This window comes from Streptococcus mitis (genome assembly GCF_946190325.1).
Classification (GTDB): Bacteria; Bacillota; Bacilli; order Lactobacillales; family Streptococcaceae; genus Streptococcus; species Streptococcus mitis_CF.
In genome coordinates this window covers 38,540-60,547 of the sequence record NZ_CAMHZR010000004.1, presented here as the reverse complement: position 1 = coordinate 60,547, position 22,008 = coordinate 38,540, and the positions used below count along the sequence as shown (strand labels likewise).

Genomic DNA, 22,008 nt, shown 5'->3' with positions numbered 1-22,008 from the left:
AATAACAAGGAAAGGAGACTTATGGATGAATAAGAATGATATTATTTCTCAAGAGGAGAATGAGTTAGATTATTTTTTAGGAATTATTCCGGATGAATCTAAGTCAGATTTGTTTGATGAATGGACTATTTGGGAAGCCTATGTAAAAGGGAGGTTACCAAATAAACATTGGTCTGAAGTTTTTGATAATGGTGCATACCATTCACTTGATGTCATTACTGCAGAAGGCAAAAAATATGAATATTATCCTATTGCTAATCCGCAATCATACCAGACTGTTTTACAAGAATATCTTTCGACAATAGAAGAGCCTAAACGTAGTAGAAACTTAATAGTTGAAGCTGCTATTTGGTCTAAAAGAGTAGAAGACCTAACTAAGTATTTTTATATAGTAGATGGAAAACACCTTTCTCTTATCAATCCGAAATTGAGTGTTTTGGGATGGATTTTCAGAATTTTAGGTTCATTGTTCTTAGTTGCCTATATAGATAGACTTGGTGAATTTTCTAGTTCTGGTTTAGGAATCTTAAGTAAACCTTTTGAATACTCCCTTTGGGTGGGAGCATGGGTTCTGCTATGGTCTCCAATTTATTTTGCTTATCAACGAGTGAAGCATGAAAAACCAATAGCAGATCAAGTAAAAGAACATAAGGATGAAGTTGCTCAAGCTAGAAACTATTGTATGGAGAAATTGAATAGTATCCCATTTGTTTATGCAAGGCAACAAGCAGGGTTAGATATTCATTTTGATGCTTTTGCTTATATGGTTAATGTAATTGATCAAGGTAGAGCCTATGACCTAGGACAAGCGCAAAATATGTATGAAGACATGATGAGGACAGAGCAATTAAATTATCAGTTTCAAGAATTACAAAGAAAAGTTGATTACAATAACAAAATGACAACAATTAATACATTTACAAATTTAATGAAATAATAGATTAGGAGAAATAAGATGTTTGGAAAACCGAAATATGAGAGTGATATTGATCAAACAGTTAGAGATATGTGGTGGGGCTTTGCCATTTTTATAACTGTAATGTACTTTTTAGTCAAAGCAACTTATTATGTCGCATTGCCATTTTATACTTTATTTACTCATTTGTTTGAAGAAAAAATTCAACAGAAAGAATATTTAAATTGGATGAGATTTTTACCTTTGACTTGGTTTATGAGTGGAGAGACCAAAGAAATGAGACGAGTTGCTGTGAGCTGTACTATACTTCCGATTTCACTACCTTTATTTTTAATTTTTAATTATCTATATAGTATTAAAGTAATTGGCGATAGCTTTTCCATTTTTATTTTGATTTTATTTACATGTAGCCTAGGAGGCATTATAGGTACTGTTAGAAATTATCGTTTTTCTAAAAAATATATTAGATAGTGTCAGTATGTAAAAATATAATCATTGAAAAGTCAGGAAAATAAAGATGGATAGACAAAATACTAATGAAAAAAAGACTTTGAAAAAAGGTAGAAGAGGTTGGGTAATCTCAGCTGCAATTGTCGCGCTTTTAGGAATTTCAGCTGGAACAGTTGTGTTGCAAAATCGATCGAGTCAAAACCAAGGACAATGTGAAAGTGTTACCGTTTCAGACTCTTCTTCAAAAGAAAAAGAATACACAACAACTGATACTATTAAAGAAATAGAGAAGAGTTTTCTACCTAAAGTAGATGCCAAAGAGGAATTGGCTAAAGAATTTGTAGCTACTAAAAAAGTTGGTTCTGAAGATTCGATTAAATCTCTCGATAAATCATATGAAAAATTATCAGAAATAACGAAGGTAGAGGAAAAGCTTAAGTCACAGGTAAGAACTGAGGGTGAAGACGCAGTTGAGCAAGTTTCTAGATTAGAAGTAGCTAATAAAGATAATAAAATATTGGAAAAATCTGATAACTTAACTAAAAAGGTTGAAGTTAAAGATGATAAATGCATCCCAGCAGTTCAGCCTAAACTGCCAGAATTGGTAATTATCGAAAAAGGCACTCCAGAAGTTCAGCCTGCATTGCCTGAAGCTAAACCAGAAAAAGATAAGGTCTTAGATAAAAAGGAAGAGAAAAAAGAAGTTGAAACTAAAGTTACCACTCCAACTGTTCCAGAAAACAAAGACCAAACAACTGGTACTCCAACTAAAGAAGAAAAAACTTTAGAAGAGAAAAAAGATAAGGTTGAAGGTAATAACCAAGCAACTTTACCAGGAAACAAAGAACAAGTTGAAACTGGTAAAACTAATACTGTAGTTGGTGAAAAAACAACTGAAGAAGTTATTAAACCTGCTACTACAGCAAAACCAGAAGTGCCTGCTAAACCAGCTGTAGAAGCTCAGCCAGCCATTCCAGCTCAGCCTGAAGTTAAAAAAGTTGTAACTACTCGAACTGAAGTAGAAACTTCTGTAATTGAACCTGGAGTCCAACATGTCCCAGATGCAAATCTTAACGTTGGAGAGACTAAAGTTGTCCAAGAAGGTGTTGCAGGAAAAACAGAAACAACTTACACAATTACCATTGAAAATGGTGTAGAAGTTAGTCGTACAGTGACAGGAACACAAACAACTCCTGCAGTTGATAAAGTTATCCATGTTGGTACTAAAACTTCCAAAGAAGTGGTTCGTACTACAAAAGAAGAGGTAGTTCGTACTCCTATTCTTCCAGGTACAGAATACGTTCCAGATGAAAACTTGGATGCTGGAGTAGAAAAAGAAGTGGAAGCCGGTCAAAATGGTGAAAAACTTGAAGTTTTCACTGTAACACTTGAAGATGGTGTTGAAACTGGTCGTACTCTTGTTTCATCTACTCAAAAAGAGGCAAAAAATCGAGTTGTTCATGTCGGAACAAAAGTTGCTAAGAAAAACATTGAAACTGTAACTCGTGAAAACCACAAGGTTGAACATAAAGTTACTAGCAACACAAATCCAGACCTTCCGAAAGGTGAGAAAAAAGTAATTCAAGCTGGTAAAGATGGTTCTTATGAACTTGTTACTACAGTTGTAACCACTCCAGACGGTACGGAAGTTTCTCGTGATGAAAAACGAGAAAATGAAGTTCCAGCAGTTGATGAAATTGTAGAAATTGGAACTGGTGAAAACTTGGAAACAAGTCGCACTTCTCGAACAGTTGAAGTAAATTACGAAACTGAAGAAGTTAAAGATGAGACATTAAATGAAGGAAAACGTGTAGTAGAAACTAAGGGTCAAAAAGGTTCTTATACTGAAACTACAATTGTTTACGGAAATGGTCGTTCATCTGTGGTTAAAAGTGATGAAGTAAAACCGGTTAAAGAAGTTGTTCGAGTTGGAACACATAAAGTTTTAACTGAAAACAAAACTCGAGTTGAGCGCAAAGCTGGAGAAAACTTCAATACTGTTGAAGTTAAAAGCGATAAACTTTTCAACGATCAACGAGTTGTTAAAACTAAAGGTAAAAACGGTGAAATCATCGAAAACTACAAAGATTACTATGAAGATGGCAAACTTGTTAAGAGTGAGCTAATCAATACTGAAACTGTTCCAGCAGTGGATGAAGTAGTCGAAGTTGGAACTAAAGAACGTTACACTTATGCTAACGAAGACAAAGTTATTACTGCTGAAGGTGAAAAACGAGTTGCTGATCCTGAACTTTTTGAAGGTGATGAGCGAGTTGAAGATGCGGTAAATGGTAAGGAAACTTACAAAGTTAAGTACATCAATGATGAAAATCAAAACCGTACAGAAGTAAGTCGTGAACTGATTAACACTGTTCCAGCAAAACAAAAAGTTGTTCATTATGGAACTAAGAAATTGATGTCTGAAGTTACTGAAGAAGAAACTGAAACAATTTCTCATGGTTCTCGTACTGAAAATGATTCTAACCTTTTCGAAGGTGAAACTCGTACTGAAAACGGACGTGATGGATTCAAACGTTATCGTAAAGTTATTTCAGTAAACAATAAAACTGGTGAACGAACTGTTAAAAGTCGTGAGCTAGTTGAAATTCAAGATGCAGTTGACACAATCACCTTTGATGGTACTAAGAAAAAACGTGTCGCTGACCCAACAGATGTTGTAGTTCCAACAAGTGATGAAAACTATGACATTGATGGCACTTGGAAAGACGTTAAGAGCCTAGGTGAAAATGGTTTGGATCCAAACAATGAAGATCACCGTAGTGCTAAGTATCTACACGACAATCTTTCTCAACCTGATAAAGACCGTGTGGCGGTTGATACAACAGATGATGAAGCTGAACTTCCTCGAGACAGTGGACTTATCTCAGTTTGGAAAGCATCTCGCCTCTCTCAAGCAGAACTTGATAAACTTGAACAAATTGTAGATAATCGTAAACTTAATGAACACTTCATGGAACTTCTTAATGAAGAACGTACTCGTAAAGGTTTGACTCCTGCAACAATTGCAGCGGATGATAGCGAACTAACTCTAGTTGCCAATATTCGTGCAAATGAAATGGCAGATCACGGTTCATTGCGTTACCAAGGTAAGAAGGAAGGTAAGCACAAACGACCTGATGGTTCTCGTTGGTCAACTGCTTATGATCCAGAATTCTACAAACAAACAAATGCAATGACGGAAAATGCAGCAGAAACAACTACTGTTTGGGATATTGTGAGTCTTACAAATGAAAAGGCACTAGCTCACTACTTCTATACTGTATGGAAACACTCTAAAGGTCACTATGCAGCTATGATGATGGGAGATGGTTATAGCCCAGCAAACAAGAATGTACAATTCCGTGTAGCTCTTGGGTTCGCAAATCATTCATTGACTTCTGATAATCCAACAAACGTTGTGGCAATAATGGAAATTGCATCTATGGTGGACTAGATAGAAAACGAACAAGATAGAGATTCTGATTACCAGAATTCTAGTCTTGTCCGTTTTTCTTTTTAAAACTTAGTCGACTTTTCCACCTTCAACAACTAGGTCATCTGCTTTAGCAGCGTCACCGTAGGTTGGGTGAAGTGTTTTTTCATAGGCCTTGTGGAAGAAGTTTTCCTTGCCTAATTTTTCAATATCTTTATTGATGAAGTCTAGCAGTTCTTGGTTGCCTTTTTGAACTGCTGCCGCAATGGTATCTGGATTACCGAGGGAAGTAATTCCTACTTCAAATCCTTTGTTTTCAAGCGCCCAAGCTAGGACTTCAGTATTGTCAGTAGAGAAGGCATCTCCACGTCCGTCAAGAAGGGCTTGGTAAGAGTCACTGTATTGGTCGTATTTTTGAAGTTTTACTTCTGGGTGATTTTTCTCAAAATAAGTTTCAGCGGTCGTTCCTTTTGTAACAATTAAGGTTTTACCTTCCAATTGTTTGACATCTGTAATAAGACCGGTCTTAGGCGATACGACTCCAAGAGAAACTTTCATGTATGGAAGGGCAAAATCAACTTGTTTCTTGCGTTCGTCAGTTACTGTAAAGTTGGCAAGTGTGATATCAACCTTGTTTGAAATCAAGTATTCCGCACGGTTGGCAGCATCGACTGAAACGTATTTAACCTTCACGCCAAGGTCCTGTGCCAGTTGGTTTCCAAGTTCAATATCGTAACCTTGGTAAGAACCGTCATTGTCAACGTAACCAAACGGTTTCTTGTCCCCGAATACGGCGATTCGCAGTTCACCGCTTTTTTTGATTTCATCGATTGTGCGAGCCTTGGCAGTGGTTTTACCAGACGATGAACCAGCGTTTCCACCTGAGCTACAAGCTGTGATAAAGATAAGGGCAAAGGCAAGTGCTAAAACAGTTAAAAGTGGTTTGAGTAGTTTCATAAAAATCTCCTTTATAGATATGAGCCAAATTGGCTAAAGTCAAAGACGTTTAAAAATTCCTGAGCTCGTTTGGTTTGAGGATTGGTAAAGAAGGCTTGAGCCGTTCCTTTTTCAGCGATTTTCCCTTGGTCGAGGAAGATAATGCGATCGGCAATGGCTTGGGCAAACTGCATTTCGTGGGTTACTAGAATCATGGTGCGCCCTTCTTGAGCTAAATCATTGATAAGTTCTAGAACCTCACGCACCATTTCTGGATCCAGCGAAGCAGTCACTTCGTCAAAAAGGATGATTTCTGGATGCATGAGGAGAGCACGGACAATTGCAACCCGTTGCTTCTGTCCACCAGATAATTGACGCGCAAAGCTATGTTGTTTATCCAGTAAACCAACACGTTCCAGTAGTTGCAGAGCTTCTTCAGTTACTTCCTTCTTGTCGCGTCCCTGAGCCTTGATAGGACCTAGGATGAGGTTTTGTAGGACATCCAGATGGGGAAAGAGTTCATAACTTTGAAAGACCATGCCAATCTTTTGGCGAACTAGGTGAAAGTCTTTTTTATTTTCAACGATAGACTGACCATCCAGCAGGATATCTCCACCTTGAATACTTTCTAAGCCGTTGAGACAACGAAGGAGGGTACTTTTCCCACAACCAGAGGGTCCTAGAATGACGACAACTTCCCCTTTATTGATTTGTAGGGATAGACCTTGGAGGATGGGATTGTCTCCGAAGGATTTTTTGAGTTCCTTGATTTCTAAGATAGTTTCAGACATTTAGTTCCTCCAATGTTTTTCTAGGTGAGTGGATAGTTTGGAAATAGGAAAGCAGACTGCGAAATACAAGATCAGAATGGTTCCATAAATCCAAAAAGAAGCAGTTGGGATAGTCAGGCGATTGCTATCGATGATTTGCTGTCCAACCTTGGTCACTTCAACTACCCCAATCAAGACAACCAAGGAAGTGGTTTTGATCATCCGAGTGACAAGGTTGATGGCTTGTGGTAGCAATCTTCTCAAGACCTGTGGGATGATGATGTGGTAGTAAAGTTGAACATTTGTCAAACCTAGTGCCTGTCCACTTTCAAACTGATGCTTAGGGAGGGAAGTGATGGCTCCACGGACCAAGTCCCCCATTTCAGCTGTTCCCCAGAGGGTAAAAACGATAATAGCTGAAGTCTCACCTGAGATATTAATATTAAAGTTTCGAGCCAAGCCGAAATAAACGATAAAGAGCAACACCAGCTGGGGCATGATACGGATAAATTCCAGATACAATCGTGTTAAAAATCGTATGATTCTAGAATGGGAGGTCATGATGATTCCCATGACTGTTCCGAACATCATGGATAAGAGGACAGACAGGATAGAAATGCCAATTGTGACACCTAATCCCTGTAAGATTCTCAGGAGATTATTTCCCTGAAAGAGTACTTGGATTCCCGAATCCTGCATGGCGGAGCCTCCTTTCTATCCAGCTAAAGACTAGTGAGATGGGTAGAAGCATCATCAGATAAGCAACTACCAACATAGTTAGCGCAATGTCTGTCTCATAGTAGAGCCCAATCAAGTCCTTGGCGACGTACATGAGGTCGGCCAAAGCTACTGCTGAGAAAACAGAGGTTTCCTTGATGAGGAAAATGACATTGGCACTAAAAGACGGTAGGGCCACCGCTGTTGCTTGCGGAAGAACCACATAGCGAAAGACCTGTAGAGGTGTCAGACCGATTGCTAATCCAATCTCCTGCTGGGTTTGACTGACGGATTCCAGCCCACTTCGGAAAGATTCTGCCATATAGGAGCCTCCTAAAAAGACCAGTCCTAAAGTGGCACAGACTTCTGAAGATAGGACAATCCCGATTCGGGGAAGACCGAAGTAGAGAAAGAAGAGTTGAATCAAAAGGGGCGTGTTGCGTGACAATTCAATGTAGGCTGTCGCCACTTGCGCCAGAACAGGGATTCGATAATGTCGGATGATACTAACGATTAAACCGAGCAGAAAGGATCCCAAAATTCCCCAAACTGCAATATGCAAGGTCAGAAAGAATGCCTTTTGATATAGTGGTAGATATTGTTCAACAATGGACCAATCCAAAAATAGAACCTCCCATCTAGAAATAATACAGTTATTGTAGCACTTAAAATCTCCTTTGAATAATATGTATTTTTTATTGCTGTTATAGGGATTTTTTATCATAGTCCTAGAATTTCTGAAATTTTCAAACAAAATATTTGAAAAATTTTGAAAAAAGAGTTAAGATATTTTTGTAATATACAAAGTAAACGCTTACTTATTAAGGAGGGCATTTTATGTCATACAAAACAAGCAATGCAGAAGGTCATGTAGATTTCATCAATACATATGATTTGGAGCCAATGGCGCAACAAGTTATTCCTAAAGCAGCATTTGGCTATATCGCTAGTGGGGCGGAAGATACCTTCACTTTACGTGAGAATATTCGTGCCTTTAACCACAAACTCATCGTTCCTCATACTCTTTGTGATGTTGAAAATCCAAGTACAGAGATTGAATTTGCAGGTGAAAAATTGTCTTCACCAATCATTATGGCGCCTGTTGCAGCTCATAAATTAGCAAATGAACAGGGTGAAGTGGCGACTGCGCGTGGTGTTCATGAGTTTGGTTCCCTCTATACAACTAGCTCTTACTCTACTGTTGACCTTCCAGAAATTACAGAAGCCCTTCAAGGGACACCTCACTGGTTCCAATTTTACTTTAGTAAAGATGATGGTATTAACCGCCACATCATGGACCGTGTGAAGGCTGAAGGCTACAAAGCGATTGTCTTGACAGCAGATGCGACTGTAGGGGGTAATCGTGAGGTGGACAAGCGTAATGGTTTTGTCTTCCCAGTTGGCATGCCGATTGTTGAGGAATACCTACCAGAAGGTGCTGGTAAATCAATGGACTTTGTTTACAAATCAGCTAAACAACGCTTGTCTCCACGCGATGTAGAATTTATCGCTGAATACTCAGGACTTCCTGTTTATGTCAAGGGACCACAATGCCGTGAGGACGTTGAACGTTCGCTTGCTGCAGGAGCTTCTGGTATCTGGGTGACTAACCACGGTGGTCGCCAAATTGACGGTGGACCAGCTGCCTTTGACTCACTTCAAGAAGTAGCAGAAGCAGTTGATAAACGCGTGCCAATCGTCTTTGACTCAGGTATTCGTCGTGGTCAACACGTCTTTAAAGCCTTGGCTTCAGGAGCAGACTTGGTAGCTATTGGTCGCCCTGTTATCTATGGTTTGGCTCTTGGTGGTAGTGTTGGTGTGCGTCAAGTCTTTGAACACTTAAATGCGGAATTGAAGACAGTCATGCAGTTGTCTGGAACTCAGACTATTGAAGATGTTAAACACTTCAAACTTCGTCACAATCCATACAACCCAACCTTCCCAGTTGACCCTCGTGACTTAAAATTGTATTGATAAAATAGCTTGCCTCCACATAATGTGGAGGTTTTTGCTTGTATTTTAAAAGTTTCAATGAGGGAAAATGTATCAAAAACTATAGAAATATATTTTTCAGTCAAATATCTTGCTAGGGCTTTCATTTTTTGCTATACTGGTGCAGTAATTAAATAATAAAGACATTTGGGGTGCTTTAGGCTGAGATGATACCCATTGAACCTGATACAGTTAAGACTGGCGAAGGGAAATGTGAACAGTTTTTTTCGTATGTCGAAATGAACAATCTAATCTTGTAAGCTAAACTCTAATTCTTGATTGTAATTGGAGTTTTTTTGTTTATATAAGCTGGATGAAGGTGATACAAAGCATTTAGGTAGCTCTTCTTGAACGCCCTTGATTTTCTTTAAAAAGGTCAAGTAAAACTAGGATTTTCTTGATGTTTTGTTGATTACGAACGAGTAAAGAGAGGAGAAGTAAATATGGAAACACAAGACTATGCATTTCAGCCAGGGTTGACCGTTGGAGAATTATTAAAAAGCAGTCAGAAGGATTGGCAGGCTGCAATCAATCATCGTTTTGTTAAGGAACTTTTTGCGGGGACAATTGAGAATAAGGTCTTAAAAGACTACCTAATTCAAGATTATCACTTCTTTGATGCCTTCTTATCCATGCTGGGTGCTTGCGTAGCCCACGCAGACAAGCTTGAATCCAAGCTTCGTTTTGCCAAGCAACTAGGTTTTCTTGAAGCAGATGAAGACGGTTATTTCCAGAAGGCTTTCAAAGAGTTAAAAGTATCTGAGAATGACTATCTGGAAGTGACCTTGCATCCTGTAACAAAAGCCTTTCAGGAGCTTATGTATTCTGCTGTGTCATCATCAGATTATGCCCATCTTTTGGTCATGCTGGTTATTGCAGAAGGTCTCTATTTAGACTGGGGTTCTAAAGATTTGGCTCTACCTGAAGCTTATATTCATTTGGAATGGATCAACCTCCACAGAGGTCCTTTCTTTGCAGAGTGGGTTCAATTTCTGGTTGATGAACTTAATCGTGTCGGGAAAGGTATAGAAGATTTGACAGAACTTCAGCAACGCTGGAATCAAGCGGTCGCTTTAGAATTAGCCTTTTTTGATATTGGTTATGATGCTTAGGGAAAGTTCAGGATACTGACAAATTTGATGAGGTAAATCATTCAATGTAACTGAAAAATTTCTTAACGAAAGATAGAGATAAATCGAAATCAGTAGATCGTATAAAGTGAAAAGGAAGGATTTCAATATGACAAGTTTAAAATTATTAAAAGAAAAAGCACCATTAGTAATCTGTATCACCAATGATGTTGTAAAAAACTTTACAGCAAATGGATTAGTAGCACTGGGTGCCTCACCAGCTATGAGCGAGTACCCAGCAGACTTAGAAGATCTATTAAAATATGCTGGAGGATTATTGATTAACATTGGGACTTTAACGGATAATAATTGGAAGCTGTACCAAGAGGCACTAAAAATTGCTGAAAAATATAATGTTCCTGCAGTTTTAGATCCTGTAGCCTGTGGAGCAGGAGAATATAGAAAAAAAGTAGCAGATGATCTAATCAATAATTACAAACTGGCAGCGATTAGAGGAAATGCTGGCGAGATTGCCTCTTTAGTAGGAATAAATGTGGAATCTAAAGGAGTAGATAGTGCGGGTGTAGATAATATTGACGAAATTGCTCTAGCAGCAAATGAGAAGTTTAATATTCCAATTGTAGTAACAGGTGAAGTGGATGCTATTGCGGTAAATGGAGAAGTGGTAACGATTCATAATGGTAGTGCCATGATGCCAAAAGTTATTGGGACAGGATGCTTATTAGGTGCTGTAGTAGCAAGCTTTATCGGACTAGAAAAAGGTCAAGAATTGAAATCATTAGAAACAGCAATGTTGGTTTACAATATCGCTGGAGAAATGGCAGAAAAACGTCCAAATGGGCATCTTCCTGGAACATTTAAAGTTGAATTTATAAATGCCTTATACGAGATTACAGACGAAGATGTAAAGAAATTCAAAAGAGTGAAGAAAAATGTTTCATAAAGAATTACTAAAACTATATTTTATTTGTGGAACGACTACTTGCCAAGGAAAAGATCTATATACGGTCGTTGAGGAAGCCTTAAAAGGTGGTATAACCTTATTTCAATTCCGTGAAAAAGGTGAGGGAGCCCTGAAAGGTATAGAAAAAGTCGAACTAGCAATAAAACTACAGGCTCTTTGTAAAAAATATAATGTTCCATTTATCGTTAATGATGATATTGATTTGGCATTGGAAATAGATGCTGATGGCGTACATGTAGGACAAGATGACCTTGGAGTTGATGAAATTAGAAAATTGATGCCAGATAAAATAATTGGTCTTTCTATAAAAAACGAGAAAGAATTTCAACAATCAAAAGTTGAATATGTAGATTATGTTGGTGTTGGTCCTGTATTTGATACCCAGTCAAAGGATGATGCTGGTGGCGCTATAGGTTATGAGGGTCTTAAATTGATGAGAAAACTATTGCAACAAATGCCCTTAGTTGCAATTGGTGGGATACAGACGCAACATATCAAAGACATTATGAAGACCAATATGGATGGTGTTTCAATCATTTCAGCAATATCGTATGCAAAAAATATAGAAAAAACTGTTCGGGAAATGAGTGAACAATAGGTATGGATCTAACCAAAGAAAGATCTGCTGTCTTTGTGAGTGTAAGTCTGTATTTCCCAGTTCAATTTCTTGAACTAGAATAAATCGTTTGTTATAATATTTATATAATTAAATAATAAAGACATTTGGGGTGCTTTAGGCTGAGATGATACCCATTGAACCTGATACAGTTAAGACTGGCGAAGGGAAATGTGAAATGGTTTTTTTTCGTATGTCGAAAAGAACTATCTAATCTTGTAAGCTGAACTCTAATTCCTATCTGTAATTAGAGTTTTTTCTTTTACGAAACTGGATGAAGATGATACAAAGCATTTAGGTAGGTCTCCTTGAATGCCCCACTTTTCTTTAAAAAAAGGAGTTTTTTATGTTTAAAAAATGGCAATTAAAAGATGTTATCTTACTTGCTTTCTTGTCTATCTTTTTTGGTGGCGTTTTTGTGGGTTCAGGCTATCTGTTTGATATCCTCACTCTGATTTTAGCCCCTCTTGGCTTGCAGGCCTTTGCCAATGAAATCCTCTTTGGTCTCTGGTGTATGGCTGCGCCTATTGCTGCAATCTTTGTTCCAAGAGTCGGAAGTGCAACGATTGGTGAAGTGCTAGCTGCGCTTGCTGAAGTCCTTTATGGTAGCCAATTCGGTCTAGGTGCCCTTTTGTCTGGCTTGGTTCAAGGTTTGGGAAGTGAACTTGGTTTTATCGTAACCAAGAATCGCTATGAAAGTTGGCTCTCTCTAACTGCTAATAGTATTGGGATTACGCTTGTTAGCTTTGTCTATGAATACATTAAGTTAGGTTACTACGCCTTCTCCCTTCCTTTTGTCCTTTCCTTGCTTGTGGTACGTTTTATTTCTGTCTTTTTCTTCTGTACTATCTTGGTTCGTGCCATTGTCAAACTCTATCATCAGTTTGCAACTGGAGGAAAAGCATAGATGGGGCTGGAATTACGAGAGATTCAGTCCCCAATTTTTTCGGAAGCGATTGATTTTACTTTTCATGAGCAATCCTTTACCTTGTTGGTTGGAAGTAGTGGGTCTGGAAAATCGAGCCTCTTTCAAGTCATTGCCCAAGTCAGTTCTCTTCCCTATAGCGGTCAAGTCCTGGTAGATGGGAGCGAGGTCAGTCAGCTTTCTATCATCGAACGTGTCCAGACGGTTGGTATTCTCTTTCAAAATCCCAATCATCAATTTACCATGGAGAACCTGTTTGAGGAGCTGATTTTTACCTTGGAAAATATTGGGCATCCCGTTCAGGAAATTGATTCTAAAATAGCAGAGGTTGTCCAGCAATGTCGCTGCAAGGCGATTTTGCACCGTCCCATTCATCACTTATCAGGTGGGGAAAAGCAAAAGGCTGCCTTGGCTGTTCTCTTTGCTATGAATCCTAGGGTCTATCTCTTGGATGAACCTTTTGCTTCCATTGATCGCAAGAGTAGGATAGAGATCTTGGAGATTCTAAAAGAGTTGGCCTCTAATGGGAAGACGGTTATTTTGTGCGACCATGATTTAACGGACTACGAAGCCTATATCGACTATATGGTGGAGCTAAGAGATGGACAACTAAGGGAAGTGTTTCAAATCCCTACCTCTGAGATGACACAGGCTGTTTCAAAGGAAGTTGCTTCTAGCCCAGAACTATTCCACATGGATAGAACAACTTGTGAGCTGGATAAGCGTCCCCTCTTTTCGATTGTGAATTTTACATTCTACCAAGGAATTTCCTGTATCTTGGGTGATAATGGTGTCGGGAAATCAACCCTCTTTCGGTCTATTCTTCAATTTCAAAAGTATAAGGGGCGCATTACTTGGAAGAGTTCGGTCTTGAAAAAGAAAAAGAGTTTGTATCGTGACCTGACGGGTGTTGTTCAGGAAGCTGAGAAACAGTTTATCCGAGTCAGTCTGCGAGAAGAGTTTCAATTAGACAGTCCAGACTCTGAAAGAAATCAGCGGATTCTCCAAGCTTTACAATATTTTGATCTGGAGCAGGCACTTGATAAGAGTCCCTATCAATTAAGTGGTGGCCAGCAAAAGATTCTTCAGCTCTTGACCATCTTGACCAGCAAGGCGTCTGTGATTTTGCTAGATGAACCTTTTGCAGGTTTGGATGATAGAGCCTGCCATTATTTTTGCAAGTGGATTGTGGAGGAGAGAAATCAGGGAAGAAGTTTTCTGATCATTAGCCATCGTTTAGATCCCTTGATCTCTGTGGTTGATTATTGGATTGAGATGACTAGTCAGGGGCTCGGTCATGTGAAAGAAGTGACAATTACCAAACCACTCACATCTCAGAGTAGCAATGCTCAAAGGGAGGTGAGATAGTATGGTCAAAGTAGCAACCCAGACACCGATTATCAGTCTCTTCTTGCTGATTTTATCGCTGGAAACATCTTTCATTCCTTCGATTGCTCTTAATCTCTCGGTAGTTGCATTTTGTATTCTCTTTATGCTCTATTACCGTCGATTTAAAGTATTGGCTTGGATGATTCTGCTCGCCATTTTGCCATCCTTGGCCAACTACTGGGCAGTTCAGTTACATGGAGATGCTTCGCAGGCAGTCATGCTTGGAACGAGGGCCTTTGTGACCGTTTGTATTGGTCTTGTCTTTGTTTCCTCTATTTCCTTAAAAGAGCTTCTCTTGTACTTGGCTCAAAAGGGGCTATCACGGTCATGGGCTTATGCCTTGATTGTGGTATTTAATTCCTTTCCTCTCATTCAGCAAGAAATCAAGTCCCTCAAGGAAGCTTGCCTATTACGTGGTCAAGAACTGCATTTTTGGTCTCCCTTGATTTACAGCAAGGTTCTGATGACAGTCTTTAGATGGCGCCATCTTTACCTGAGAGCCCTATCGGCGCATGGATATGACGAACATGCACAGGTGGAGAATAGCTATCGGACTTTTTATATTCCTCAAAGGACACTATTCATCTACCTGCTGTTCTTTTTATTGCTTCAAACCAGTCTATTTTTATAAAGGAGTTATTATGGAATTTACAGATATTGCGATGGAATTATCCAAGGAAGCTTGGCAGACTTCCTTTCATCACCCCTTTGTTTTACAGTTGCAAGAGGGTAATTTAGACACGTCCATCTTTCGCTATTACTTGATTCAGGATGCCTACTATTTGAAGGCCTTCTCAGAAGCCTATCATCTCTTGGCTGATAAGACTTCAAACCAAGAGATGAAAAGACTCTTGAAACAAAATGCTCAGAGTCTAGTGGAAGGTGAGTTATTTATCCGCCAACAATTTTTCAAGGAATTGGAAATCAGCGATCAGGAAATGGAGCAACATCCAATCGCTCCAACTTGTTATCATTATATCTCTCACATTTATCGTCAATTTGAAGAAGAAAATCTAGCCATTGCCTTTGCAAGCTTGCTGCCTTGTCCTTGGTTATATCATGATATAGGCAAATCACTTAATCTTAAACCATCACCAAATCCTCTCTACCAACAATGGATTGAAACTTATATTACGGATGAGTTGGAGCAGCAGATCAGAGAGGAGGGGGCGCTGGTCAATCAGCTCTATCGAGAAAGTGACGAGACAGACAAGAAAAAAATGCTAGATGCCTTCCACATCAGTGTTCATATGGAAGCTAAGTTTTGGGAAATGGCCTACCAACACCAGACATGGAAGAGTGATTTACAGTCTTTAGAAACAGGAGAAGAATAGAAACATGAGAAAGCACCAATTACAAGTTCACAAATTAACTATTTTATCCATGATGATTGCCCTTGATGTAGTCCTTACGCCTATCTTTCGGATTGAGGGAATGGCACCGATGTCCAGTGTAGTCAATATTCTAGCAGGAATCATGATGGGACCTGTTTATGCTTTGGTTATGGCTACAGTGACAGCTTTTATCCGTATGACGACTCAAGGGATTCCGCCTTTAGCTCTCACAGGAGCGACTTTTGGAGCCCTTCTAGCAGGTCTCTTTTATAAGTATGGTCGAAAATTTTACTTTTCTGCTTTGGGAGAAATTTTGGGAACAGGTATTATTGGTTCTATTGTTTCCTATCCTGTTATGGTGCTTTTTACAGGATCGGCCGCTAAGCTTAGTTGGTTTATCTACACTCCTCGATTTTTCGGAGCAACCTTGATTGGTACAGCGATTTCCTTTATTGCCTTTCGATTTTTAATCAAGCAGGAATTCTTTAAAAAAGTTCAGGGATATTTCTTTGTTGAAAGGATAGACTGATGCAGGCATTTACAAATCCCTTTCCTATAGGCTCTAGTTCCTTAATTCACTGTATTACCAATGAGATTTCTTGTGAGATATTGGCAAATGGGATTTTGGCTCTGGGATGTAAACCAGTTATGGCAGATGATTCCCGTGAGGTTCTTGATTTTACTAAGCAAAGCCAGGCACTCTTCATCAATTTAGGGCATTTGTCAGCTGGGAAGGAAAAAGCAATCCGTATAGCAGCTTCTTATGCAGCTCAAGTTTCTCTCCCAATGGTAGTAGATGCGGTTGGCATAACGGCTTCAGTCATTCGTAAGAGCTTAGTTAAAGACCTTTTAGACTATAGACCTACGGTCCTTAAAGGAAATATGTCGGAAATCCGGAGTCTTGTTGGCTTAAAACACCACGGAGTTGGGGTCGATGCGAGTGCTAAAGATCAAGAAACTGATGATTTGCTTCAAGTCTTGAAAGACTGGTGTCAGACCTATCCAGGTGTGTCATTCTTAGTCACAGGTCCCAAGGACCTCATTGTTTCAAAGAATCAGGTTGCTGTATTGGGAAATGGCTGTGTAGAATTAGACTGGATAACAGGGACAGGAGACTTGGTTGGAGCTTTAACAGCTGTTTTTCTCAGCCAAGGAAAGACTGCCTTTGAAGCTTCTTGCCTAGCGGTTTCTTATCTCAATATCTCCGCTGAGAGAATAGTTGTTCAAGGAATGGGATTGGAAGAATTCCGTTACCAAGTACTCAATCAGCTTTCGCTCCTCAAAAGAGATGAAAATTGGCTAGATGCCATCAAAGGAGATGTTTATGAATAGAGAGGCGCTTAGACTGTATCTGGTAACCAACCGCTACCAAGATTCCTTGGAAACTTTTCTTGAAAAGATTGAGACGGCTTGCCGTTCAGGGGTTACCATAGTCCAATTACGAGAAAAAAATCTCACAACTCATCAATATTATCAACTAGCCAAACAAGTCAAGGAAATAACAGATACCTATCAGGTACCCTTAATAATCGATGATCGGTTGGATATCTGTCTTGCAGTTGATGCTGCAGGTCTGCATATCGGAGATGATGAATTACCAGTTTCGGTAGCTCGCAAAGTCCTAGGTTCTGAAAAAATCCTCGGTGTCACAGCTAAAACTGTAAAAAGAGCCCTCGAGGCAGAAGAAGGAGGTGCGGATTACTTGGGGACAGGAGCCATTTTCCCGACTACGACCAAGGAAAATGCGCCTATCACCCTGATTTCAACCTTGAAGACAATTTGCCAAAGGGTCGCTATTCCAGTAGTTGCTATCGGAGGTTTGACGTCAGAGAATATTGAACAGCTTATTGGCACGGTCATAGCTGGAGTAGCTGTAGTGCGTGATTTGATGCAGGCAGAAGATATAGAGGCAAAAACACAAGCCTTTTTGACAAAGTTGGATGACATTATTTTCTAATTAATACTCAATGAAAATCAAAGAGCAAACTAGGAAGCTAGTCGCAGGTTGCTCAAAGCACAGTTTTGAGGTTACAGATAAAGCTGACGTAGTTTGAAGAGATTTTCGAAGACTATAAAAACTCTCTAATTCCCTTAAAGTAGGAACTAGAGAGTTTTTTTAATCTTTAAAGCTTGTATGGTTGACTGGGCCAGAACCATGACCGAGTTGAGGGGCGTCTTGGATGGCTTTCGTGATAAAGGCCTTGGCTTTATCGACTGCTTGATAGAGGGTTTTCCCCTTGGCTAGTTCAGCCGTAATCACTGCAGCAAAGGTACATCCAGTACCATGGGTGTGACAAGTTTGGATTCTTGGACTTTCCCAGACAAATTGCTCATCCTTGGTAAAGAGGAAATCCTTAGCACCGCCTTCGAGATGGCCACCTTTGATAACCACCGACTGAGGACCAAATTCTTTTAAAATTAGGCGACCGGCACGTTGCATGTCTTCGGGGTCATGGATTGAGAAACCAACAATCTCTTCTGCCTCAGGAAGATTGGGTGTGATGATGGTAGCAAGTGGTAGCAAGTTTGTTTTGAGATAGTCTCTTGCGTTTGTATCAATCAAAGTATCTCCACTGGTGGCAACCATAACTGGATCAAGCACATAAGGACAATCAAGGTTCTTTAAGTAGGGTTGGATAATTTCCATGATTTCTGTTGTCGCTAACATTCCAGTTTTCACAGCCTGAGGTGGGATATCAGAAAAGACACTGTCCAATTGAGCTTTCAACATTTGAGGAGAAACATGCTCGATTAATTGAACGCCTCGGGTATTTTGAGCGACAAGACTGGTCACAACTGCCATTCCATAGACATCTCTAGCTTGGAAAGATTTTAAATCAGCCATAATGCCAGCACCACCACTAGGGTCAGTACCTGCAATGGTCAAAGTAACGGGTAAATAAGTCATCTAAAACCTCCCAACCAACTGAAGTTTGTATTCTTAAGAACAAGCTAGTCCGTTTCAGGAAGGCAATAGAAGACTGTTAGTCACCATTATCATTTCCACTTTCATCAGCTAGCATTACCTAGATTGAGTCAAAGGGATCTAACAGTTGTTAATCTCAGCTTTACGCACCCCTAGTGGTTGTTTTCTTTTTTCTTTAGTATAGCATATTTTTATAGTTTATATAGTAAGATTTGACTGAAAATCCTTTATCAAATGCTTAAAATTCAATTTTTCAAAGAAAAGTTTATTTTCATAATTGACAAATGTAGATTTTGAGGGTATACTATTTAATGTAATTGACAAATGTAGATTTAGGAGGTGTGGTTATGCAGATTTCAGATGCAGAATGGCAGGTCATGAAGATTATTTGGATGCAGGGCGAACAGACCAGTACGGATTTGATCAGGGTTCTGGCGGAGCGGTTCGACTGGTCCAAGTCAACCATTCAAACTCTTTTGGCTCGTTTGGTTGAGAAAGAGTGTCTGACGAGGAAAAAAGAAGGTAAGTCCTTTGTCTATTCAGCCCTTTTAACTTTGGACCAAAGTCGGGATTTACTTGTCCAAGATATCAAAGACAAGGTTTGTTCCCGTAGGATTAAGAACTTGTTGGCTGATTTGATTATGGAATGTGATTTTACTCTGGCAGACTTGGGAGACTTAGAAGCTGTGATTTCTGAGAAGAAATCAAGTGCTGTAACAGATGTAAAATGTAATTGTATGTAAAGGAGACGTCATGTTAAATAGTATTGTAACCATTATTTGTATTGCCCTTATCGCGTTTATCTTGTTTTGGTTTTTCAAAAAGCCTGAAAAATCTGGACAAAAGGCCCAGCAAAAAAACGGCTACCAAGAGATTCGAGTGGAGGTCATGGGGGGCTATACGCCTGAGTTGATTATCCTCAAGAAATCAGTGCCAGCCCGCATTGTCTTTGACCGCAAAGATCCTTCACCATGTTTGGATCAGATCGTATTTCCAGACTTTGGTGTACATGCGGATCTGCCAATGGGGGAAGAGTATGTAGTGGAAATCACGCCTGAGCAGGCTGGAGAGTATGGTTTCTCTTGTGGCATGAATATGATGCACGGTAAGATGATTGTAGAATAGGAGAATGATATGACTGAAATTGTAAAAGCAAGTCTTGAAAATGGTGTTCAAAAAATCCGTATCACGGCAGACAAAGGCTACCATCCAGCCCACATTCAACTGCAAAAAGGAGTTCCTGCTGAGATCACCTTTCACCGTTTGACACCTTCAAACTGTTATAAGGAAATTCTGTTTGAAGAAGAAGGCCTCTTGGAACCAATCGGCGTGGATGAAGAGAAGACAATTCGTTTTACCCCTCAAGAATTAGGTCAACATGAATTTTCTTGTGGTATGAAGATGCAAAAGGGAAGTTATACAGTTGTTGAGAAGACTCGAAAATCTCTATCACTTTTACAGCGTTTTTGGATTACTAGTATCTTTACTGTGCCTCTTGTGATCCTCATGATTGGGATGTCGACAGGAGGAATTAGTCACCAAGTCATGCGTTGGGGAACCTTTTTAGCCACAACACCGATTATGCTAGTAGCAGGTGGTCCTTATATCCAAAGTGCTTGGGCTAGTTTTAAAAAGCACAATGCCAACATGGATACCTTGGTTGCTCTGGGAACCCTAGTGGCCTATTTCTATAGCTTAGTTGCCCTCTTCGCTGGTCTCCCCGTTTACTTTGAAAGTGCTGCCTTTATCTTCTTCTTCGTTCTTATGGGGGCCGTTTTTGAGGAGAAAATGCGGAAAAATACTTCCCAAGCTGTGGAGAAATTACTTGACTTGCAGGCTAAAACTGCAGAAGTCTTGCGTGAGGATAACTATGTTCAAGTCCCTTTGGAGCAAGTCAAGGTAGGTGACCTGATTCGAGTGCGTCCCGGTGAAAAGATTGCGGTTGATGGTGTCGTAGTAGAAGGTATCTCTAGTATTGATGAGTCTATGGTGACAGGTGAGAGTCTGCCTGTGGACAAGACAGTTGGAGATACCGTCATTGGTTCAACCATCAATAATAGTGGAACACTTGTTTTTAGAGCAGAAAAAGTTGGTTCAGAGACTGTTTTGGCTCAGATTGTGGATTTTGTGAAGAAAGCTCAGACAAGTCGTGCGCCGATTCAGGACTTGACGGATAAAATTTCAGGGATTTTTGTTCCAGCAGTTGTCATTTTAGGGATTGTGACCTTTTGGGTTTGGTTCGTCTTGCTCAGGGATAGTGTAGTTGTGCTTGGAGCGAGCTTTGTGTCTTCGCTTCTCTATGGAGTAGCAGTTCTGATTATTGCCTGCCCTTGTGCATTGGGACTTGCAACACCGACAGCCCTTATGGTGGGGACAGGTCGCAGTGCCAAGATGGGAGTTCTCCTCAAAAATGGAACGGTTCTACAGGAAATCCAGAAAGTCCAAACTATTGTTTTTGATAAGACAGGAACTTTGACGGAAGGGAAACCTGTGGTCACAGATATCATCGGCGACGAAGTAGAAGTGCTTGGATTGGCAGCTTCCTTGGAAGAAGCTTCTCAACACCCATTGGCTGAGGCTATTGTTAAGCGAGCGACTGAAACTGGACTTGAGCTTCACACTGTGGAAAATTTCCAAGCCTTGCACGGAAAAGGTGTTTCAGGGCAAATCAATGGAAAACAAGTTTTGCTTGGAAATGCTAAAATGCTGGATGGCATGGATATTTCTAGCACTTATCAGGAAAAACTAGAACAACTGGAAAAAGAAGCTAAGACAGTTGTGTTCTTGGCTGTTGAGAATGAAATCAAAGGCTTGCTTGCTCTGCAAGATATTCCTAAGGAAAATGCTAAGCTTGCCATCAGTCAGTTGAAAAAACGAGGTCTTAAAACAGTCATGCTGACAGGAGACAATGCTGGTGTGGCGCGTGCCATTGCCGATCAGATCGGAATCGAAGAGGTCATTGCAGGTGTCTTGCCAGAGGAAAAAGCTCATGAAATCCATAAACTACAAGCGTCTGGCAAAGTAGCCTTTGTTGGGGATGGTATCAATGACGCTCCTGCCCTTAGTGTAGCAGATGTGGGGATTGCTATGGGAGCTGGAACAGATATTGCCATCGAGTCAGCAGATTTGGTGTTGACAACTAATAACCTCCTAGGAGTGGTTCGTGCATTTGACATGAGTAAGAAAACCTTTAATCGAATTCTGCTCAATCTTTTCTGGGCCTTTATCTACAATGTCGCCGGAATTCCGATTGCAGCAGGAGTCTTTTCAGGTGTTGGACTGGCCCTCAATCCAGAACTGGCAGGTCTAGCCATGGCCTTTAGTTCTGTATCCGTTCTGACCAGTTCCCTTCTCTTAAACTTTAGTAAAATAGATTAAAAGCGGGCTTGCTCGCTTTTTATACTCTTTGAAAATCTCTTCAAATCACGTCAGCTTTATCTGCAACCTCAAAGCTGTGCTTTGAGCAACCTGTGGCTAGCTTCCTAGTTTGCTCTTTGATTTTCATTGAGTATTATAAAACAGAAGCTAAAAAAATTTTCAAACTGTACT

Annotated in this window: 22 protein-coding genes and 3 riboswitches; of the genes, 17 read left to right on the top strand and 5 right to left on the bottom strand. The window is 39.9% G+C overall.

The window, feature by feature from the left end:
- The first annotated feature begins 25 nt into the window (after positions 1-25).
- The 3 genes from N8M95_RS06480 to N8M95_RS06470 are packed head-to-tail and all read left to right on the top strand — an operon-like array spanning position 26 to position 4,820.
- Positions 26-937, top strand: a complete 912-nt coding sequence (locus N8M95_RS06480) for a hypothetical protein (RefSeq protein WP_261116828.1) — start codon at positions 26-28, stop codon at positions 935-937.
- Between the two features lie 18 nt (positions 938-955).
- A complete protein-coding gene (locus N8M95_RS06475) occupies positions 956-1,387 on the top strand; it encodes a hypothetical protein (protein ID WP_261116827.1) in 432 nt (143 codons plus the stop codon).
- Positions 1,388-1,433: 46 nt separating this feature from the next.
- Positions 1,434-4,820, top strand: a complete 3,387-nt coding sequence (locus tag N8M95_RS06470; protein ID WP_261116826.1) for a G5 domain-containing protein — start codon at positions 1,434-1,436, stop codon at positions 4,818-4,820.
- Between the two features lie 69 nt (positions 4,821-4,889).
- Here N8M95_RS06470 and N8M95_RS06465 read toward each other — a convergent pair whose 3' ends face one another.
- The 4 genes from N8M95_RS06465 to N8M95_RS06450 are packed head-to-tail and all read right to left on the bottom strand — an operon-like array spanning position 4,890 to position 7,844.
- Complete coding sequence (locus N8M95_RS06465) at positions 4,890-5,756, bottom strand: cysteine ABC transporter substrate-binding protein (RefSeq protein ID WP_101784602.1); 867 nt, start codon at positions 5,754-5,756, stop codon at positions 4,890-4,892.
- Between the two features lie 11 nt (positions 5,757-5,767).
- Positions 5,768-6,526 carry an amino acid ABC transporter ATP-binding protein gene (locus tag N8M95_RS06460; RefSeq protein ID WP_136937167.1) on the bottom strand — a complete coding sequence of 253 codons (759 nt, stop codon included), beginning with the start codon at positions 6,524-6,526 and terminating at the stop codon, positions 5,768-5,770.
- A complete protein-coding gene (locus N8M95_RS06455) occupies positions 6,527-7,204 on the bottom strand; it encodes an amino acid ABC transporter permease (protein ID WP_136937166.1) in 678 nt (225 codons plus the stop codon). It abuts the gene before it with no gap.
- Entirely contained in the window at positions 7,164-7,844 is a 681-nt protein-coding gene (locus tag N8M95_RS06450; RefSeq protein ID WP_136937165.1) for an amino acid ABC transporter permease, read from the bottom strand. The genes N8M95_RS06455 and N8M95_RS06450 overlap by 41 nt, the downstream gene beginning before the upstream one ends.
- 215 nt (positions 7,845-8,059) lie before the next feature.
- Here N8M95_RS06450 and lctO point away from each other — a divergent pair, with 215 nt between their 5' ends.
- From lctO to thiE (N8M95_RS06395), 11 genes are all read left to right on the top strand, one after another.
- Positions 8,060-9,196, top strand: a complete 1,137-nt coding sequence (lctO, locus tag N8M95_RS06445; RefSeq protein ID WP_000120714.1) for an L-lactate oxidase — start codon at positions 8,060-8,062, stop codon at positions 9,194-9,196.
- Between the two features lie 156 nt (positions 9,197-9,352).
- A riboswitch (TPP riboswitch) is annotated at positions 9,353-9,441 on the top strand.
- Between the two features lie 216 nt (positions 9,442-9,657).
- Positions 9,658-10,326, top strand: coding sequence for a TenA family protein (locus N8M95_RS06440; RefSeq protein WP_261116825.1), 669 nt, complete (start codon positions 9,658-9,660; stop codon positions 10,324-10,326).
- A 127-nt stretch (positions 10,327-10,453) separates the two neighbouring features.
- Positions 10,454-11,248 carry a hydroxyethylthiazole kinase gene (thiM, locus tag N8M95_RS06435; protein ID WP_261116824.1) on the top strand — a complete coding sequence of 265 codons (795 nt, stop codon included), beginning with the start codon at positions 10,454-10,456 and terminating at the stop codon, positions 11,246-11,248.
- Positions 11,238-11,867, top strand: coding sequence for a thiamine phosphate synthase (gene thiE / locus N8M95_RS06430; RefSeq protein WP_261116823.1), 630 nt, complete (start codon positions 11,238-11,240; stop codon positions 11,865-11,867). Before thiM (N8M95_RS06435) ends, thiE (N8M95_RS06430) begins: the two co-directional genes overlap by 11 nt.
- A gap of 116 nt (positions 11,868-11,983) precedes the next feature.
- Positions 11,984-12,072, top strand: a riboswitch (TPP riboswitch).
- A 159-nt stretch (positions 12,073-12,231) separates the two neighbouring features.
- A complete protein-coding gene (locus N8M95_RS06425; protein ID WP_261116822.1) occupies positions 12,232-12,792 on the top strand; it encodes an ECF transporter S component in 561 nt (186 codons plus the stop codon).
- Positions 12,793-14,178, top strand: coding sequence for an ATP-binding cassette domain-containing protein (locus N8M95_RS06420; protein WP_261116821.1), 1,386 nt, complete (start codon positions 12,793-12,795; stop codon positions 14,176-14,178).
- Position 14,179: 1 nt separating this feature from the next.
- A complete protein-coding gene (locus N8M95_RS06415; protein ID WP_261056373.1) occupies positions 14,180-14,830 on the top strand; it encodes an energy-coupling factor transporter transmembrane component T in 651 nt (216 codons plus the stop codon).
- 10 nt (positions 14,831-14,840) lie between these two features.
- A complete protein-coding gene (gene tenA / locus N8M95_RS06410; protein ID WP_261056371.1) occupies positions 14,841-15,533 on the top strand; it encodes a thiaminase II in 693 nt (230 codons plus the stop codon).
- Positions 15,534-15,537: 4 nt separating this feature from the next.
- Positions 15,538-16,062, top strand: coding sequence for an energy coupling factor transporter S component ThiW (gene thiW, locus N8M95_RS06405; protein WP_061759189.1), 525 nt, complete (start codon positions 15,538-15,540; stop codon positions 16,060-16,062).
- The gene (gene thiM, locus N8M95_RS06400) at positions 16,062-16,865 is read left to right on the top strand and encodes a hydroxyethylthiazole kinase (RefSeq protein ID WP_049492254.1); all 804 of its coding nucleotides are present in this window, start codon (positions 16,062-16,064) and stop codon (positions 16,863-16,865) included. The genes thiW and thiM (N8M95_RS06400) overlap by 1 nt, the downstream gene beginning before the upstream one ends.
- Complete coding sequence (gene thiE, locus N8M95_RS06395; protein WP_261116820.1) at positions 16,858-17,490, top strand: thiamine phosphate synthase; 633 nt, start codon at positions 16,858-16,860, stop codon at positions 17,488-17,490. The genes thiM (N8M95_RS06400) and thiE (N8M95_RS06395) overlap by 8 nt, the downstream gene beginning before the upstream one ends.
- A gap of 159 nt (positions 17,491-17,649) precedes the next feature.
- Here the strand turns inward: thiE (N8M95_RS06395) and thiD are convergent, their stop codons facing one another.
- Complete coding sequence (gene thiD, locus N8M95_RS06390; protein WP_261116819.1) at positions 17,650-18,441, bottom strand: bifunctional hydroxymethylpyrimidine kinase/phosphomethylpyrimidine kinase; 792 nt, start codon at positions 18,439-18,441, stop codon at positions 17,650-17,652.
- Positions 18,442-18,524: 83 nt separating this feature from the next.
- Positions 18,525-18,623, bottom strand: a riboswitch (TPP riboswitch).
- Positions 18,624-18,806: 183 nt separating this feature from the next.
- On the opposite strand from thiD, the gene N8M95_RS06385 reads away from it, so the two are divergent.
- The 3 genes from N8M95_RS06385 to N8M95_RS06375 are packed head-to-tail and all read left to right on the top strand — an operon-like array spanning position 18,807 to position 21,837.
- Entirely contained in the window at positions 18,807-19,202 is a 396-nt protein-coding gene (locus N8M95_RS06385) for a CopY/TcrY family copper transport repressor (protein ID WP_261116818.1), read from the top strand.
- Between the two features lie 10 nt (positions 19,203-19,212).
- The gene (locus N8M95_RS06380) at positions 19,213-19,584 is read left to right on the top strand and encodes a cupredoxin domain-containing protein (protein ID WP_000935061.1); all 372 of its coding nucleotides are present in this window, start codon (positions 19,213-19,215) and stop codon (positions 19,582-19,584) included.
- Positions 19,585-19,593: 9 nt separating this feature from the next.
- Positions 19,594-21,837 carry a heavy metal translocating P-type ATPase gene (locus N8M95_RS06375; protein ID WP_000136345.1) on the top strand — a complete coding sequence of 748 codons (2,244 nt, stop codon included), beginning with the start codon at positions 19,594-19,596 and terminating at the stop codon, positions 21,835-21,837.
- Positions 21,838-22,008: the final 171 nt, after the last annotated feature.